The sequence below is a fragment of the Streptomyces sp. NPDC021012 genome, from assembly GCF_044333355.1.
GTDB lineage: Bacteria > Actinomycetota > Actinomycetes > Streptomycetales > Streptomycetaceae > Streptomyces.
This window is the reverse complement of record NZ_JBIRQU010000007.1, coordinates 174,414-189,068: the sequence shown is the minus strand read 5'-3', so window position 1 is coordinate 189,068 and position 14,655 is coordinate 174,414. Positions and strand designations below refer to the sequence as shown.

General features: G+C 72.9%; 14 protein-coding genes and 4 pseudogenes. 6 read left to right on the top strand and 12 right to left on the bottom strand.

The window, feature by feature from the left end:
• Window positions 1–48 precede the first annotated feature (48 nt).
• Both leuA and ACH4TP_RS23775 read left to right on the top strand, forming a co-directional pair.
• Complete coding sequence (gene leuA / locus ACH4TP_RS23780; RefSeq protein WP_398439055.1) at window positions 49–1,782, top strand: 2-isopropylmalate synthase; 1,734 nt, start codon at window positions 49–51, stop codon at window positions 1,780–1,782.
• A gap of 122 nt (window positions 1,783–1,904) precedes the next feature.
• Window positions 1,905–2,744, top strand: a pseudogene (locus ACH4TP_RS23775) (ABC transporter ATP-binding protein); the annotation flags it as partial.
• Between the two features lies 1 nt (window position 2,745).
• Here ACH4TP_RS23775 and ACH4TP_RS23770 read toward each other — a convergent pair.
• Window positions 2,746–3,126, bottom strand: a complete 381-nt coding sequence (locus ACH4TP_RS23770; protein ID WP_398184841.1) for a MerR family transcriptional regulator — start codon at window positions 3,124–3,126, stop codon at window positions 2,746–2,748.
• A 64-nt stretch (window positions 3,127–3,190) separates the two neighbouring features.
• Here ACH4TP_RS23770 and ACH4TP_RS23765 point away from each other — a divergent pair, with 64 nt between their 5' ends.
• Window positions 3,191–4,411, top strand: coding sequence for an MFS transporter (locus ACH4TP_RS23765; RefSeq protein ID WP_398184844.1), 1,221 nt, complete (start codon window positions 3,191–3,193; stop codon window positions 4,409–4,411).
• 74 nt (window positions 4,412–4,485) lie between these two features.
• On the opposite strand, the gene ACH4TP_RS23760 is transcribed toward ACH4TP_RS23765, so the two are convergent.
• The 8 genes from ACH4TP_RS23760 to ACH4TP_RS23725 all read right to left on the bottom strand — a co-directional run bounded on the left by ACH4TP_RS23760 (window position 4,486) and on the right by ACH4TP_RS23725 (window position 10,026).
• Window positions 4,486–5,313, bottom strand: a complete 828-nt coding sequence (locus ACH4TP_RS23760) for a hypothetical protein (protein WP_398439054.1) — start codon at window positions 5,311–5,313, stop codon at window positions 4,486–4,488.
• Entirely contained in the window at window positions 5,313–6,587 is a 1,275-nt protein-coding gene (locus ACH4TP_RS23755; RefSeq protein ID WP_398439053.1) for a VWA domain-containing protein, read from the bottom strand. Before ACH4TP_RS23755 ends, ACH4TP_RS23760 begins: the two co-directional genes overlap by 1 nt.
• A 37-nt stretch (window positions 6,588–6,624) precedes the next feature.
• Entirely contained in the window at window positions 6,625–7,161 is a 537-nt protein-coding gene (locus ACH4TP_RS23750) for a hypothetical protein (protein WP_389225573.1), read from the bottom strand.
• 232 nt (window positions 7,162–7,393) lie between these two features.
• The gene (locus tag ACH4TP_RS23745; RefSeq protein ID WP_398439052.1) at window positions 7,394–7,690 is read right to left on the bottom strand and encodes a hypothetical protein; all 297 of its coding nucleotides are present in this window, start codon (window positions 7,688–7,690) and stop codon (window positions 7,394–7,396) included.
• A 25-nt stretch (window positions 7,691–7,715) separates the two neighbouring features.
• A complete protein-coding gene (locus tag ACH4TP_RS23740; RefSeq protein ID WP_398439051.1) occupies window positions 7,716–7,994 on the bottom strand; it encodes a hypothetical protein in 279 nt (92 codons plus the stop codon).
• On the bottom strand, window positions 7,988–8,482 hold the full coding sequence (locus ACH4TP_RS23735) for an STAS domain-containing protein (protein ID WP_398439050.1): 495 nt from the start codon (window positions 8,480–8,482) through the stop codon (window positions 7,988–7,990). The genes ACH4TP_RS23740 and ACH4TP_RS23735 overlap by 7 nt, the downstream gene beginning before the upstream one ends.
• 82 nt (window positions 8,483–8,564) lie before the next feature.
• Complete coding sequence (locus ACH4TP_RS23730) at window positions 8,565–8,927, bottom strand: helix-turn-helix transcriptional regulator (RefSeq protein ID WP_398184858.1); 363 nt, start codon at window positions 8,925–8,927, stop codon at window positions 8,565–8,567.
• Window positions 8,928–9,072: 145 nt separating this feature from the next.
• Window positions 9,073–10,026, bottom strand: a complete 954-nt coding sequence (locus tag ACH4TP_RS23725) for a helix-turn-helix domain-containing protein (protein WP_398439048.1) — start codon at window positions 10,024–10,026, stop codon at window positions 9,073–9,075.
• Window positions 10,027–10,163: 137 nt separating this feature from the next.
• On the opposite strand from ACH4TP_RS23725, the gene ACH4TP_RS23720 reads away from it, so the two are divergent.
• A complete protein-coding gene (locus tag ACH4TP_RS23720; protein ID WP_398439047.1) occupies window positions 10,164–11,411 on the top strand; it encodes an MFS transporter in 1,248 nt (415 codons plus the stop codon).
• A 364-nt stretch (window positions 11,412–11,775) separates the two neighbouring features.
• On the opposite strand, the gene ACH4TP_RS23715 is transcribed toward ACH4TP_RS23720, so the two are convergent.
• Complete coding sequence (locus ACH4TP_RS23715) at window positions 11,776–12,207, bottom strand: winged helix-turn-helix transcriptional regulator (protein WP_398184867.1); 432 nt, start codon at window positions 12,205–12,207, stop codon at window positions 11,776–11,778.
• Between the two features lie 96 nt (window positions 12,208–12,303).
• Here ACH4TP_RS23715 and ACH4TP_RS23710 point away from each other — a divergent pair, with 96 nt between their 5' ends.
• Together ACH4TP_RS23710 and ACH4TP_RS23705 are read left to right on the top strand one after the other, a co-directional pair.
• Window positions 12,304–12,654: a DoxX family protein gene (locus ACH4TP_RS23710; RefSeq protein WP_398184870.1), complete on the top strand. Its 351-nt coding sequence runs from the start codon at window positions 12,304–12,306 to the stop codon at window positions 12,652–12,654.
• Between the two features lie 169 nt (window positions 12,655–12,823).
• Window positions 12,824–14,064: pseudogene (locus ACH4TP_RS23705) on the top strand (IS701 family transposase).
• Window positions 14,065–14,110: 46 nt separating this feature from the next.
• On the opposite strand, the pseudogene ACH4TP_RS23700 reads toward ACH4TP_RS23705, so the two are convergent.
• Window positions 14,111–14,273: pseudogene (locus ACH4TP_RS23700) on the bottom strand (flavodoxin family protein); the annotation flags it as partial.
• Window positions 14,274–14,333: 60 nt separating this feature from the next.
• Window positions 14,334–14,604, bottom strand: a pseudogene (locus tag ACH4TP_RS23695) (flavin reductase); the annotation flags it as partial.
• Between the last annotated feature and the right edge of the window lie 51 nt (window positions 14,605–14,655).

The window sequence follows — 14,655 nt, the reverse complement described above, 5'->3', positions numbered from 1 at the left end:
CTGAGGAGTACTTGTCTGAGGAGCTGAGGAGTGGTTACGGTACCCGGCATGATCCGCAATCCCCAGCGTCCGAGCCCCATGCCGTACCACCGCTACCGCCCCTTCCAGGACCGCGTCCACGTCCCCGAGTTCGACCGCCGCTGGCCCTCCGCCCGGCTGGAGCGCGCCCCGCTCTGGGTCCCCGTCGACCTCCGCGACGGCAACCAGGCCCTCGCCGAGCCCATGGACACCGACCGCAAGCACCGCTTCTTCGAGCTGCTCGTCCGCACGGGCTTCAAGGAGATCGAGGTCGGCTACCCCTCCGCCAGCCGCGCCGACTTCGACTTCGTCCGCCACCTCGCCGGTCTCGTCGCCGCCGGGGCCGTCCCCGAGGACGTCACTCCGGTCGTCTTCACCCCGGCCCGCCCCGAGCTCATCGAGCGGACCTTCGAGGCCCTCGACGGCCTGCCCCGCGCCGTCGTCCACCTCTACATCGCGACCTCGCCGGTCTGGCGCGAGACCGTCCTCGGCCGCGACCGCGCCGAGGTCCGCCGCACCGTCCACGAGGCCGCCACGCTCATGGCGCGGCTCTCCGAGGCCCGCCCCGGCGCCGACATCCGCTTCCAGTTCTCCCCGGAGACCTTCAACCTGACGGAACCGGACTACGTCCTGGAGCTCTGCGACGGCCTCACCGAACTGTGGGACGCGAGCCCCGACCGGCCGGTCACCCACAACCTGCCCGCGACCGTCGAGATCTCCACCCCCAACGTGTACGCCGACCAGATCGAGTACGTGCACCGCCACCTCGCCCGCCGCGACTCCGTGATCCTCTCCGTCCACCCCCACAACGACCGCGGCACCGGAGTGGCCTGCGCCGAACTCGCCGTCCTCGCCGGCGCCCAGCGCGTCGAGGGCTGCCTCTTCGGCAACGGCGAACGGACCGGCAACGTCGACCTGGTGACGCTCGCCCTCAACCTCTACGCCCAGGGCGTCGACCCCATGCTCGACCTCTCCGACATCGACGCCGTCCGCGAGGTCGTCGAGCACTGCAACCGACTCCCCGTCCACCCCCGCCACCCCTACGCGGGCGACCTCGTCCACACCGCCTTCTCCGGCACCCACCAGGACGCCATCAGCAAGGGCCTCGCCCGGCACGCCAAGGACGCCGCCGAGGCCGGGATCCCGCCGGAGCTCGCCCCCTGGAACGTGCCCTACCTGCCCCTCGACCCCGCCGACCTCGGCCGCGGCTACCAAGCCGTCATCCGCGTCAACTCCCAGTCCGGCAAAGGCGGAGTCGCCCATCTGCTCCGCACCCACCACGGCCTCGACCTGCCGGAGCGGATGCGCCCGGACGTCTCCCGGGCCGTCCAGGCGGTGACCGACGACAGCGGCCGCGAGGCCACCCCCGACGACCTCCACGCCCTCTTCCGCGCGGCCTACCTGGAGCCCGGCCGCGGCGCGGGACCCGTCGCCCTGGAGTCCTGGAGCACCGACCGGGACGCGGCGGGCGGCCACCGCTTCACCTGCGTCCTGCGCGTCGGCGACCGTACGGAACCGGCCGAGGGCCGGGGCAACGGACCGCTCTCCGCCCTGACCGACGCCCTCACCCGGGCCGAAGTCCCCGTCGACGTCCTCGACTTCGCCGAACACGCCGTCACCGCCGGCAGCGCCGGCGAGGCCGCCGCCTACGCCGAGTGCCGAGTGGGCGACCGCACCGCCTGGGGCGCGGGCCTGGACACCTCCGTCCTCACCGCCTCCGTACAGGCCGTCCTGGCCGCGGTGAACCGGGCGTACGAGTCATGAAGCGGCCCCTGGAAGCGACCGGACCGGCGCCCCCGGCCGGACTGCCGCACCCGGAGGCCTCTCCGTGTCCGGCCGACCCGGCTCGCCCGGAGGTCCCTCCGCACCCGGACGGACCGCCGTACCTGGCCGGATCGCAGCACCCGGACGGGCCGCCGCACCCGGAGGTCCCCCCGCCCACCACCACCGCGCCCGTCCTCCACGCCGAGGACGTCACCGTCGTCCGCGAGGGCAACCCCCTCCTGCGCGACATCACGCTCACCGTCCGGTCCGGGGAGCACTGGGCGCTCCTCGGGGCCAACGGTGCGGGGAAGACCACCCTCCTCGGCCTGCTCGGAGCCCAGACGCATCCGACCCGGGGCCGGGTGGAGGTGCTCGGGCGCCGGCTCGGCCGGGCGGACCTGCGGGAACTGCGCACGTCCATCGGCCACGTCACCCCGCGCCACCCGCTGCGCTCCGCCCTCGCCGTGCGTGACGTCGTGCTGACCGGAGCCGTCGGCTCCGTCGAGCGGCCGCCGAGGTGGAGCCCCACCCCCGCGCAGGAGGACCGGGCGGACCGCCTGATCGCCACCCTCGGTCTCGCCGGGCGCCGCGCCGCGCGCTGGCCGACCCTCTCGCAGGGAGAGCGGGGGCGGGCCCTGATCGCCCGGGCGCTCATGCCCGAGCCCCGGCTCCTGCTCCTTGACGAGCCGGCCACCGGACTCGACCTGCCCGGCCGCGAGCAGCTCCTCGACGCCCTGGACGTCCTCGGCGCCGAACATCCGGAGCTGGCGACGGTCCTGGTCACCCATCACCTGGAGGAGCTGCCCTCCGGCACCACCCACGCCCTGCTCCTGCGCGAGGGCCGGGCGCTCGCGCGGGGGCCGGTCGAGGAGGTGCTCACCGGGGAGCTGCTCGGCGCCTGTTTCGGCCTGCCCCTCGCCGTGGAGCGGCACGGCGGCCGGTATGCCGTACGGACCGTCCGCGCTACGCCGACGACCCCGACGTCAGCTTCTCCCGTACCGCGTCGAGATACTCCGCCACCGCGTCCCGGTTCCGGGTCAGGCAGCGGATCCGGTCGGTCATCCGGTCCCGCTCGTTCTCCAGGGTCTCCAGCATCTCCGGGGTCGCGTCCGGGAAGTGGATCGTCCGCGGCTTGTTCAGGCACGGCAGGATCTGCTTGATGATCCGGGTGGGCAGACCGGCGTCGAGCAGGCCCCGGATCTGCATCACCCGGTCCACGTTCGACGCGTCGTAGACGCGGTAGCCGTTCGGCAGCCGGTCGGCGACGATGAGACCCTGCTCCTCGTAGTAGCGCAGCAGTCTGCGCGGTGTTCCGGTGCGCTCGGACAGCTCGCCGATCCGCATGGGAGACCCCCCTCCGGGCAATCGCTTGACCTTCACACCAATGTGAGGGTTCGAGCATACGGACATGACCCACGACACGACAGTCGCGGCCGGTTCCGCCACCCCCGCGCACCCCGAACCCCGGCCCGTATCCGGCCGGTTGCCCCTCCCGGCCCTCCTCGCCCTCGCCACCGCCGTCTTCGTCACCAGCCTCACCGAGACCCTCCCCGCCGGGGTCCTGCCCGGCATGAGCGCCGACCTCGGCGTCGGTGAGGCCGCCATGGGCCAGTCGGTCACCGGCTACGCCCTCGGGACGGCCCTCACCGCCGTACCGCTCGCCGCCCGCACCGCCGGCTGGCGCCGCAAGCGCCTGCTGCTCACCTCGATGGCCGGATTCGCCGCCGCCAACACCGTCACGGCGGTCTCCTCCTCGTACGCCCTCACCATGGGCGCCCGTTTCCTCGCCGGGGTCGCCGCGGGCCTCGCCTGGGCCCTGCTCGCCGGCTACGCCCGCAGGATCGCCCCGGCGCACCTCCAGGGCCGCGCCGTCGCCGTCGCGATGACCGGCATCCCGCTCGCCCTCTCCCTCGGCGTCCCGGCCGGCACCTTCCTCGGCGACGCCGTCGGCTGGCGGGCCGCCTTCGCCGCCATGACCGTGATCGCCGTCGGGCTCCTCGGCTGGATCGCGCTCGCCGTGCCCGACCTGCCGGGCGAACCGCGCGGCGGACGCGCCCCGGTGGCCCGCACCCTGAGGGTCCCCGGCGTCCTGCCGGTCCTCGCCGTCACCTTCACCCTGGTCCTGGCCCACACCGTGCTCTACACGTACGTCGCCGCCTATCTGGACCACCTCGGTCTCGCCGGCTCCACCGGTCTCGTCCTGCTGGTCTTCGGCGCCGCCTCGCTCGCCGGGATCTGGTTCACGGGCCGTCACATCGACCGCAGGCTCCGGGCCCTGACCCTCGCCGGATCGGTCCTCCTCGCCGTCGCGGCGGCCGCGTTCGCCGTCCCGGCGGCGAGCACGGCCCTGGTCCTGGTCGCCGCCGCGCTCTGGGGCCTCGGCTGGGGCGGCGCACCCACCCTGCTGCAGACGGCCGTCGCCGAGGCGGGCGGCGACGACGCCGACACGGCGCAGACGATGCTGGTCAGCCTCTGGAACGCGGCCATGGCGGCGGGCGGTGTCGCCGGCGGCCTCCTCCTCGACGGGCTCGGCGCCGGGGCGCTGCCCTGGAGCGTCCTCGTCCTGCTCGTCCCGGTGGTCGCGCTCGTGACCGGCGCCCGCGCGCACGGTTTCCCGGCCCGCGGGTGAACCCCGCCTGTCGCTCCGGACGCACCGAGGCCCCCACCGCGCGCGGTGGGGGCCTCCGTACGTTCCGGGCGGGGTCAGACGCCCGGCGGCACCCGGGACGGGCGGCCCGTGCCGCGCGTCAGAACGTAGCCGCCGATGCCCGCGAGCGCGGCCAGGACGCCGCCCGCCAGGGTCCAGATCCAGCGGTCCGACCACCAGCCGGAGGACCAGCCGTCCTCCGGGGCCGCCGCCTCGACGGCGGTCTTCCGGCCGGCGTCCTCGTCCGCCTTCGCCTGGTCGGCGGTGGTCGCACCGGGGACGAGCGGCGCGGCGAGCGAGCCGTCGGTGGCGTAGGCGCCGCCCTTGTCGGAGACGTCGGCGCCGATCCGCGCGGTGAACGGCTGGCCGAGGTCCTCGTCCGGGCCGCCGGTGCGGGTCAGCCGGACGTAGTAGCTGCCGGGCAGCGGGTCGTTCGCCCAGGCGTCGGCCGAGGCCCGGACCGGGCGCAGCACGCAGGCCAGCTCGATGGACGCGGTCTCCTTGGCCGCCGTACGGGACTGCATCCCGTACATGCACGGCTGACGCCGCCGCAGCCCGTCGTACACGTCGATCCGCCAGGTGGCGGGCCCGTGCCTCAGGGACGGGTCGGGCAGCGTGACGCTCGCCCTCACGGTCGGCCGCTCCCCGGTGTCCGCCGGGAACACCCAGTACAGGTAGTCACCCGAGGAGGCCTGCGCCGTGGCCTGCTGCCCCGGCAGGAACCGGGCGGCGGTACGGAAGGTGGTGCCGGCCTCGGTGGGCCCGGCCTCCTCGGAGGGGGAGGCCGAAGCGCTGGGCGTGTCGGCCAGGGCGGCCGGGGCCGCGAGGCCGAGCAGGGCCGCGCCCGCGAGCGCGGCCGTGGCGATCATGCGTACGGTACGCATCAGTTGGTCCTCCAGACGGCGATGCGCCAGCGGGACAGCCAGCCCCAGAGCAGACCGGCGAGGAAGCCGGCGAGGACGAGCACGCCGAGCAGCCACCAGCCGCGGCCGAGACCGAACGAGGCGACGTCCGAGGCGGACGAGGGGCCGTCGACGACGTCGACCGTCAGCTCGACGGGCATGCCCGGCGTCGTCTTGACCGACGGGGGAGCGGAGAAGGAGTTGCTGACCTGGAGGCAGACCGTCTCGGCCGCCGGCTTCGCGTCCCCGGGCTCGTCGTCGGCCTCCGGCTTCGGGTAGCGCAGGCCGGTCGAGATGACGTCGGTGCGTCCGTCGCCCGCCTCGGAGCCGCGGACGATCTCCCGGCCGTGGAGGGTGACGGCGCGCAGCAGCACCCCGTAGTCGTTGTTGACGGCCCGGTCGGCCGACACGCTGACGGAGGCGCGCAGTTCCTGGCCGGGCAGCAGGTCCACCCGGTACCAGCGGTGCTCGCCGAAGGACTCGCGGTCCGTGTAGAGGCCGGGCTTCAGCTGCGGCGCCTTCTCGCACCGCGCCGCGCCCTGGGTGGCCACGGGGGTCACGACCGGGTCGGCCGCGCGGTCCACCAGCTGCTTGACGCGGCGGGAGAGGTCCTCGGTGCGGTGGACCGAGGTGTACGTGCCTCCGGTCGCCTCGGCGATGCAGGTGAGCTGCTGCCGGGTCTTGGCGTCCGGCACCAGGCCCAGGGTGTCGATGACGAGGTGGATGCCCTTCGCCGCGATCTCCCGGGCGACCTGGCACGGGTCGAGCGGGGCGCAGGTGTCCTCGCCGTCCGTGATGAGCACGATCCGCTTGCTCGCCCCGTCCTCGCCGAGGTCGTCGGCCGCGCCGAGCAGCGCCGGGCCGATCGGCGTCCAGCCGGTCGGGGCGAGGGTGGCGACGGCGGTCTTGGCCTCGGTCCGGTCGAGCGGCCCGACCGGGTACAGCGGGCGGGTGTCCTTGCAGCCGCGCTTGCGGTCGTTGCCGGGGTAGTCGGCGCCGAGCGTACGGATGCCGAGCCGAACCTCCTCCGGCACCGCGTCCAGGACCTCGTTGAAGGCCTGCTTGGCGGCGCTCATGCGGGACTTGCCGTCGATGTCCTTGGCCCGCATGGAGCCGCTGACGTCGAGGACCAGCTCGACCTTGGGGGATTCCTTCGCCGCCGGCTCGTCGGCAGCCGCGCCCGTCGGCAGGAGCGCGACGCTCAGGGCGGCGAGCAGCGCGCAGGCCCCGGTCGCCAGCCGTTTTCTCGTGATCATCGCCGGATCGTATTGATGAACGTCCGACAAACCCAAATCAGGACTGGCTGTTGAGGAAGCCGATGAGGGAGGCGCCCCACCAGCCGGCCTGGCTGACGGTCGCGGCCAGGCCCGAGAGGACGAGCAGCCGGCGGGGGACGGCGGTCGAGCGGTGGGCCGCCAGGAGCTGGCCGAGCCGGTGCGCCCAGAGGCCGTTGAGGGTGACGGCGAGGACGAGCCCCAGCTTGACCAGGGTCAGCGGGGAGTGGAGGTCGGGGCGGAGGAAGAGCCCGGAGACGACGAGTCCGCCGAGCCCCGCCCAGATCGGGGTCTGGAGGGCGACGGCCGTGTCGAGGACACCGGAGAGGGGCCGCTTCCCGGTCAGCCAGAGCACGGCGAACCAGTCGACGGCCAGCACCGAACCGAGCCCGACGACGAGGAAGGCGATGTGGAAGAAGCGCGCCACCGTCAGGAGGGACGCGTCCGCCTGGACGTGACCGGCGGTCCAGCAGGCTGCCGTGATGCCGGCGGTGGCGACGAGCCCGAGGGCGGTGAGGAGCCAGGAAGGGGTGAGCTCCTGCGCGGTTCTGGACATGCGTTGATCTTCCGGACGTATGGACAGCATAAGTTAGGTAAGGCGAAGCTAAGTGTCGCCCGTGTGCACGTCAAGTCGGTGTGGTGCGCGTCCCAGCGGCCGGGCCCCTCGGAGGTGCCCCGGGCGGGGAGCTCCGGCCCGCACTCGCGCAGCCGGATCCGAGCGCGCCGCGGTGCCGCCGCTGGGTGGGGACCGGTCTCGGCGTCCCTCGCGGACGGCGCTGCGGCGCTGTTCAGAGTGGGCGTGTGGTGAGGACGAAGCCGTCCGGGTGGGGCACCGCCGTGAGACCGGCCTCCCTCAGGACGGTGGCGAGGGCGGTGGTCACGGCGACACGGATGTGGGAGAGCTCGGCCAGAACGGTACGGTCGGCGTCCCCGGTGTGCGCCCGGACGGTGGTCTGGACGAGGTGGCCTGCGGGCCAGGTGACGATGACGCCGTAGGCGTGTTCGTGCAGGTGCAGGCCGCTGTCGGGGCCGTACCCGGCGGTGGCGAGCACCGTGCGGACGGTGTCGAGCAGGTCGTGGGCCATGGCACTCTCCCCCAGGGCGGGCCCGTTACGCCGCCGCCGGGCTGAGGGGCGGGCGGGGCGTCGCGGGGCCGACGACGGTCAGCGGGATCTTCAGCCCCTCGCACAGGCGCCGTGCCCGTGCCGGCACGCTCAGGGACGCCGGTGAGGGGTCGGGCGTGGACAGTTGGATCCGTACGTGCCGCGGGCGGTGGGTGAACAGGAGCGTCTCGACCTGCGAGGCGGCCGCCGCCCGGCTGGGTACGTCCAGGTCGTGCGGGAGCGCCAGGTGCAGGACGTCCTCCTCCACCGCGTGCCGCATCAGCATGCTTCCTCCCGTACTTCTTCCCGGGCCGCTCCCTGCCGCAGACCGCTCCGCGCGGGCGAGACGGGCGGCGGGACGCTCCTGCCCCGCGGCGGCCTGGCGACGGGGCCGGACCGGACATCCGGTCCCGGGGCGTCGCCCGCGCGGATGCCGTCCTCGTCCGGTGCGGGACGGGCCCGGACGGTGAACACGTGGTCAGTCCCCGTGAGTTCCAGCAGGCGGGCGACCCGAGGCCCCAGCGCGGTCAGCACCAGGGTTTTCCCGGCGTGTCGGGCCAGCCGGTTCAGGCGGAGAAGGACGTGAAGGCCCGAGCAGTCGCAGAAGGTGACACCGGACAGGTCGATGTCGAGGCCGCAGGCGCTGGAGTCCAGGGCCGCGACGAGGTCCCGGCGCAGCTCGTCGGCGTCCTCCAGGTCGATCTCGCCGCAGACGCGGGCCAGCACCCGCTGGGATCCCGGCTCGAAGACCACGGTGAGGACGGAAGCGGTCATGGTCTGTCCCTTCGCTGCTCGGAAGCCGAAGGACTGATCGTGCGGGCGGGGGCGGTGAGCCGGGCCCGACGCCGTGTGCGGGTCATCCGTGTGTGTGGTGGTCATGGTGATCACCGTCCGCGGTGGTGCGTGATTCCGCGTCGGCCGTGTGGTCGAGGTCGACCAGCAGCCGCAGCAGGTCCGCGATCTCGTGGTGGCCCTCGGCCGGATGGCGGAACAGGGTCCCGGCCGTGACCTCGTAGTGGTTCCGGCGGCCGTGGCGCTCCCGGGTCAGGTAGCCGGCGGTCTCCAGATCCGTGACGATGGCCTGGGCCGCCCGCTCGGTGAGCCGGCAGTCTTCGGCCAGGTCACGCAGCCGGATCTCCGGATCGCGAAGGATCATGGCGAGGATCCGGGCGTGGTGCGTGACGAACGTCCAGCTGGTGCGCGGCTCCGCCGGTTCCATAGTCCGAAATTTTAGGATTTGCTACTCCTGTTTCGCCAGACCTGAATCCGCGTTCGGGTGATTACCTTCCGCGTGTGCGCCCCGTCCGGCATGAGCCGCCGCGCAGCCCGGGGTGCGCCGCCGCCGGCAGGCGGCCCCGACGCCGTCACCGAGGTGAGTCGCCGACGCCGGCCGCCCCGTCCCGGCGGTCCGCGGAGGTGGCGGGGGAAGGCTGTGCCCGGGAGCCGGCGGGGATGGCTGCCAGACTGGCGAGGAGCTTGAGCCGGTCCTCGTCGGGGGAGCCCGGTTCGGCGGTGTAGATGGTCAGGGAGTGCGCTTCCCGGGTGGACAGGGGCAGGTCCAGCGGCTGGTAGGTGAGTTCCAGCGGCCCGGCGTCGGGATGGTTGAAGGTCTTGACGCCGCCGTGGTGGACGCGGACCTCGTGGGCGGCCCAGCGGGTGCGGAACTCGGTGCTCAGGGTGGACAGTTCTCCGACGAGTTCCCGCAGCGCCTTGTCGTGCGGGTAGCGGCCGGCCTCGGCGCGCAGCAGGGCGGCGGTGAGGGTGACGGCCTGGTCCCAGTCGGCGACGAAGTCCCGCGCCCCCGGGTCGAGGAAGAAGTAGCGGGCACAGTTGGGGCGGCCGCGGTCGTCGACGGTGTCGCTGTCGAACATGGGGGACAGGACCGCCCGGGCGAGTGCGTTGGCGGCGACGATGTCGAGGCGGCCGTTGGTGACGAAGGCCGCGGACAGGGTCATGGAGTCGAGCAGCCATTGCACGCGGGGCGGGACGTCGACGGCCTTCCGGCGCCGGGGCGCGCGGCCGGGCGGCTGGGCGGCCCGGGCGAGGTCGAAGAGGTAGGTGCGTTCGTCGTCGTCGAGGTGGAGCGCGCGGGCGACCGCGTCGAGGACGTCTTCGGACACCCCGTTGATGTGGCCCTTCTCCAGGCGGGTGTACCACTCGGTGCTGACGCCGGCGAGAACGGCGACCTCCTCCCGCCTCAGGCCGGGCACACGGCGCCGACCGCTGGTGGGCAGCCCGGCCTGCTCCGGTGTGATCCTGGCGCGCCGGGTGGCGAGGAAGTCCCGGATGTCGGAGCGGTTGTCGGGTCGCTTGTCCATGCCTTCCACGGTAGGCACGCGGCGCCCAGAAGGGAGGTGGAGCTTGTACCCCCTATCACCGCGACCTTCCTGACCTGCGTGAACACCGGTTCTCTGGGATGCGCGACCCCGTAGTGACACCCCTTTGGAGCCCCACCATGCCAGGAGCGACCCTCCACACCCCCGCCGGCGGACGCGCTGAGGAACGCACCGGGGAACGGCCCCCTGCCTCGCGCCGGCTTCCCGGCGTGGTCTACGTGCTCGCCCTGGGAACGTTCCTGATGGGCACGACCGAGTTCGTGGTGGCGGGCCTGCTGCCGGAGATCGCGGCCGACCTGCGGGTGAGCGTGGCCCGTGCCGGTCTGGCGATCACCGTGTTCGCGGTCGGGATGATCATCGGCGCGCCGCTGATGTCGATGCTGACCCTGCGGCTGCCCGCCCGGTGGACGCTGGTGCTGGCCCTCGGCGTCTTCGCCGCAGGACACGTGATCGCCGCCGTCGGTGACGGCTTCGGGCTGCTGCTGGCCGCCCGGTTCCTGACCGCGCTGGCGACCGGGGCGTTCTGGGCGGTGGCGAACGTCGTGGCCACCGGGGCGGCCGGTCCGACCGCGAGCTCGCGCGCCGTCGGTGTGGTCGGTTCCGGTGCCATGCTCGCCAACGTCGTCGGCGTACCGCTCGGCGCGTTCGCCGGACAGCTGATGGGCTGGCGCGGACCCTTCTGGATCCTGGCCGTCCTGGCGCTGGCCGCGATGGCGCTGATCGCGCGTGCGGTCCCGAACGAGCCCCGCGGCGGGCAGCCGGTGTCGATCCGCTCGGAGCTGTCCGCGCTGCGCTCGGGCCGGCTCTGGCTGGTCCTCGCGGCCTGCGCCACCACGAGCGCCGGCGTGCTGGGCACGTACACCTACATCGCTCCGCTGCTGACCGACCGGGCGGGGATCGCCGCGGGGCTCGTGCCGCTCGTCCTCGTCGGATTCGGTGCCGGCGCCCTGGCCGGCTTCCTCGTCGGCGGCCGGGCCGGCGACGCCCGTCCGTACGCGACCACGATCAAGGCCGCTGCGTCGGCCGCGGTGGTCCTGCTGGCGCTCGGCCTGCTGTCCGCCTTCGCCGTCCCGACGGTGGTGCTGGTCGCCCTGCTCGGGCTGGTCGGCTTCCTCGGCACCCCGGTCCTGATCGCCCTCGGCGTCCGTTTCGCGGGCAAGGCCCCCACCCTGGGCTCGGCCCTGACCGTGTCGGCGTTCAACCTCGGCACGGCGGCCGGCTCCTGGATCGCCGGGCTCAGCCTCGACTCGCCCTTCCGGACCGCAGGACCGGCCGTGGTCGGTGCCGCCATGACCGCTCTGGCCCTCGTCCCCACGATCACCATCGCGCTCGTCCAGGGGCGCCGCGGCGGGCCCGCCCTCGGCTAGGGGAACCGGCCCCGGGACCGCAGGACGGCGGCACCCAACGCCACACCGGAACATTTCCCTTCCATGTTGCGGAGCGACCTGTCGTTGCCGCCGCCCGTCGTCGATCGCGGGTGGCCTCATCCGTGCCGCTGCGCCGGGCGGACTGGAAGGCTGAGCTAATGGCTTCGAGTGTCGTCTCCAGTACACCGAGTATCTGCGGACCGGTACGAGCGCCCTCTGGGTTCGGTTGCGGGAGCTCCTTCGGGACCAGGGGCTCGACCTTGGGGTGACGGTCGTCGTTGGCCTCTTGCAGGAGGGTCCCGATCACGGGGATGGCCAAGTCTCCGGCGACGGCAGGGTCTACAGGTCCGGCCTCTTCTATGGATCAGAAACGGCTCGGGTTCTCATCGACATGAGGGGTCTTCAGCGGGGTCGCCTGATCCGCCTCGATGGTCCTGGCCGCCTCGGCGGCTTCCCGGAAGGTGACGACCGCCTCGCCGTTCTCCCGTGCCCATGCGGTGAGCATCCTGATGGGCTCCTCCAGGGTTCGCCCGAGATCGGTCAGGCCGTACTCCACGCGCGGCGGCGCCTCGGCGTACGCGTGCCGCTCGACGAGCCCGTTGGCTTGGAGCCGGCGCAACGTCTGGGTCAGTACCTTGCGCGAAATGCCACCGCTCAGCTCGACCAGCTCGCCGTGGCGCAACGGGCCGTCGGTCAGCGCGAAGAGCGTGACCATGGACCACTTGCTGGCGATGATCTCCATGGCCAGGAGAGCGGGACAGTCGGCGAGGAAGGCGATTCCGGGTCGCAGGCTCATGCCCCGAAGGTTACCTGGAGGTACCTATCGGCCGCCTATCGTCGTCGAGGTGCGCACGCCCCCTTACTCGCATCTCGCACGATTGAGGTTTCAGCCATGTTCGTCTCCCTTGCCGTCGTCACCGTGTTCATGTCGGCGCTCCTCCTGGTATCGGCCGGGGCCAAGTCCCTGCGGACGCGGCACATCACCGAGCAGATGTCCACCCTCGGAGTGCCGCAGAGCATGATGGCTTTCCTGATCGGCGCTCAGATCGCGGGCGTGGCCGGTGTGATCGCCGGACTCTGGTGGGGACCCGTCGGAATCGCCGCCGCGATCGGCTTGACGCTCTATTTCGCTGGGGCGGTCGCCTTCCACCTGCGCGTCGGCGACCGCAAGGGCGCGTCTCCGGCGGTGGTCCTCACCATGGCCTCCGTCGCACTGATCGTGCTGCGTGCCGCCACCCTCTGACAGCGGGCAGCCGGTCTGACGCCGGCCTTGATCGTGCTGAGTGAGGTTGGTCTCCGATGAGGACGGCCACCGTTGATCATCGTGAGTTGTGTCGACAAACGAAGATCAGCCGGTGGCCGTGGGCCACGGCGTGGATCCTGCTCGGTGGCCATCGGTGTTCGAGGGCCTGATGGGCAAGGTGGCGGGCCGGTTCGCCCGGGTGGAACCCCGCCGCCGAGCAAGGGCGTTCGTGCTGGGGCTGCTCGCGGACCTGCCGAGGAAGAACTGCTGGACGATCGCCGAGCACGCCGGTAACGCCGGCCAGGCCGGCATGCAGCACCTGCTCAGCCGGGCCCGCTGGGATGCCGACCGAGTGCGTGACGACATACGGGACTTCGTAGTCGAGCACCTCGGCGACGAGGACGCCGTACTGGTCGTCGACGAGACCGGGGACCTGAAGAAGGGCACCGCGAGCGTCGGGGTCCAGCGCCAGTACACCGGAACCGCGGGCCGGATCGAGAACTCCCAGGTCGCCGTCCACGTCGTCTACGGGAGTGCGGCCGGGCACGCCGCCATCGACCGCCGCCTCTCCATCCCACGGTCCTGGACCCAGGACCCGCAGCAGTGCCGCTCGGTCGGCATCCCCGGCGACCTGAGGCTCGCGACCAAGCCCGCCCTGGCCACCGAGATGATCGCCCAGGCCCTGGACGCCGGAGTCCGGGCCAGGTGGGTCACCGGTGAGGAGGTCTACGGCGGCGACCCGCACCTGAGCGCCGACCTGGAACAGCGTCAGATCGGCTACGTCCTGGCCATCTCGCGCAAACGGCCCGTCCCCACCCACGCGCGCATCTTCCCGGCTGGCATGCTGGCCCGCGGCCTGCCAAAGAAAGCCTGGCAGCGGCTGTCGGGGGAGCCGGAGCCAAGGGCCACCGCTTCTACGACTGGGCCCAGGTCGAGATCACCAGCCCGAGCGGCACCTCGGGGCATCGGTGGCTGCTCGTGCGACTCAACCGACGCACCGGCGAACTCGCCTACTACCGCTGCTACTCACCCCACCCCGTCCCCCTGACCGCACTGGTCGAGGTGGCCGGCCGCCGCTGGACAGTCGAGGAGACCTTCCAAGCCGCGAAGAGCCCGGCCGGACTGGACGAGCACCAGGTCCGCCGCTGGGTCTCCTGGCACCGCTGGACCACCCTGGCCATGCTCGCGCACGCTTTCCTCGCCGTCACAGCCGCCATCGAACGGGCCACGAGCACCACGACCCCCGAGCTCAGCCCGCTGACCTGCAACGAGATCCAAAGACTGTTTGCAGCCCTGCTCGCACCGGCCCGCGACCTTGCCCACCGCCTGCACTGGTCCGCATGGCGCCGCCAGCACCAAGCACGCTCGCGCACCAGCCACCACCAGCGACAAGCCACCCAACAACCATGAAGATCACGATCTACAGCCGGAGTGCTGGGCCCACCGTAGACAGCTACCTCGTCCGCCTGCGGCGGGATCACGTAGCCCAGGTGCTGGAGGCTGTGGAGCACGTTCGTCGCGCAGTACTTCGCGTCGTCCTCGTTCCCGGTGACCAGACGCCCACCGACGCGGCCGTAGGAGGCTTACTGACCCTGGTAGTTGAGGATCGAGGAGCAGGCCGAGGTTCCAGGATGGCTACTGCCAGGGATTGGTCCTACGGCAGCTGGCGGTACTGCCCTGGGGACCTCGGCGAGCAGGCCGTCCATGCGTGAGCCGTTGCGGAGGCTGACGAGGACCGGCGGCGGATCGGGGGAGACGGACACGAACGCGGTGGCCGTCGTGCCGACGTTCTCTCCGTCCGGTCCCTCGTCGGGGTCGTGCGCGGCCACCAGGACCACGACGGCCGTGAGGCGGGACATCGCGGCCCGGAACTCGTCGCTGGTCACCCCCTCGCACTGGGGATCGAGAGGTCTGTGACGGAGGGGGCAAGGCGGGGCTCTTCTGTAGCACGCTCGCACGCTGGTCCGGACCGCTCCCGGCCCGGCCCGGCCCGGCCCCGCA

What these genes read in the sequence shown, in the direction of transcription:
- ACH4TP_RS23730 (WP_398184858.1), bottom strand. Translation starts at nt 8,927, where the DNA reads ATGGAACCGGCGGAGCCGCGCACCAGCTGGACGTTCGTCACGCACCAC.
- ACH4TP_RS23745 (WP_398439052.1), bottom strand. Translation starts at nt 7,690, where the DNA reads ATGGCCCACGACCTGCTCGACACCGTCCGCACGGTGCTCGCCACCGCC.
- ACH4TP_RS23760 (WP_398439054.1), bottom strand. Translation starts at nt 5,313, where the DNA reads ATGCGTACCGTACGCATGATCGCCACGGCCGCGCTCGCGGGCGCGGCC.
- ACH4TP_RS23750 (WP_389225573.1), bottom strand. Translation starts at nt 7,161, where the DNA reads ATGTCCAGAACCGCGCAGGAGCTCACCCCTTCCTGGCTCCTCACCGCC.
- ACH4TP_RS23720 (WP_398439047.1), top strand. Translation starts at nt 10,164, where the DNA reads ATGCCAGGAGCGACCCTCCACACCCCCGCCGGCGGACGCGCTGAGGAA.
- ACH4TP_RS23765 (WP_398184844.1), top strand. Translation starts at nt 3,191, where the DNA reads ATGACCCACGACACGACAGTCGCGGCCGGTTCCGCCACCCCCGCGCAC.
- ACH4TP_RS23770 (WP_398184841.1), bottom strand. Translation starts at nt 3,126, where the DNA reads ATGCGGATCGGCGAGCTGTCCGAGCGCACCGGAACACCGCGCAGACTG.
- ACH4TP_RS23740 (WP_398439051.1), bottom strand. Translation starts at nt 7,994, where the DNA reads ATGCTGATGCGGCACGCGGTGGAGGAGGACGTCCTGCACCTGGCGCTC.
- ACH4TP_RS23710 (WP_398184870.1), top strand. Translation starts at nt 12,304, where the DNA reads ATGTTCGTCTCCCTTGCCGTCGTCACCGTGTTCATGTCGGCGCTCCTC.
- ACH4TP_RS23715 (WP_398184867.1), bottom strand. Translation starts at nt 12,207, where the DNA reads ATGAGCCTGCGACCCGGAATCGCCTTCCTCGCCGACTGTCCCGCTCTC.
- leuA (WP_398439055.1), top strand. Translation starts at nt 49, where the DNA reads ATGATCCGCAATCCCCAGCGTCCGAGCCCCATGCCGTACCACCGCTAC.
- ACH4TP_RS23755 (WP_398439053.1), bottom strand. Translation starts at nt 6,587, where the DNA reads ATGATCACGAGAAAACGGCTGGCGACCGGGGCCTGCGCGCTGCTCGCC.
- ACH4TP_RS23725 (WP_398439048.1), bottom strand. Translation starts at nt 10,026, where the DNA reads ATGGACAAGCGACCCGACAACCGCTCCGACATCCGGGACTTCCTCGCC.
- ACH4TP_RS23735 (WP_398439050.1), bottom strand. Translation starts at nt 8,482, where the DNA reads ATGACCGCTTCCGTCCTCACCGTGGTCTTCGAGCCGGGATCCCAGCGG.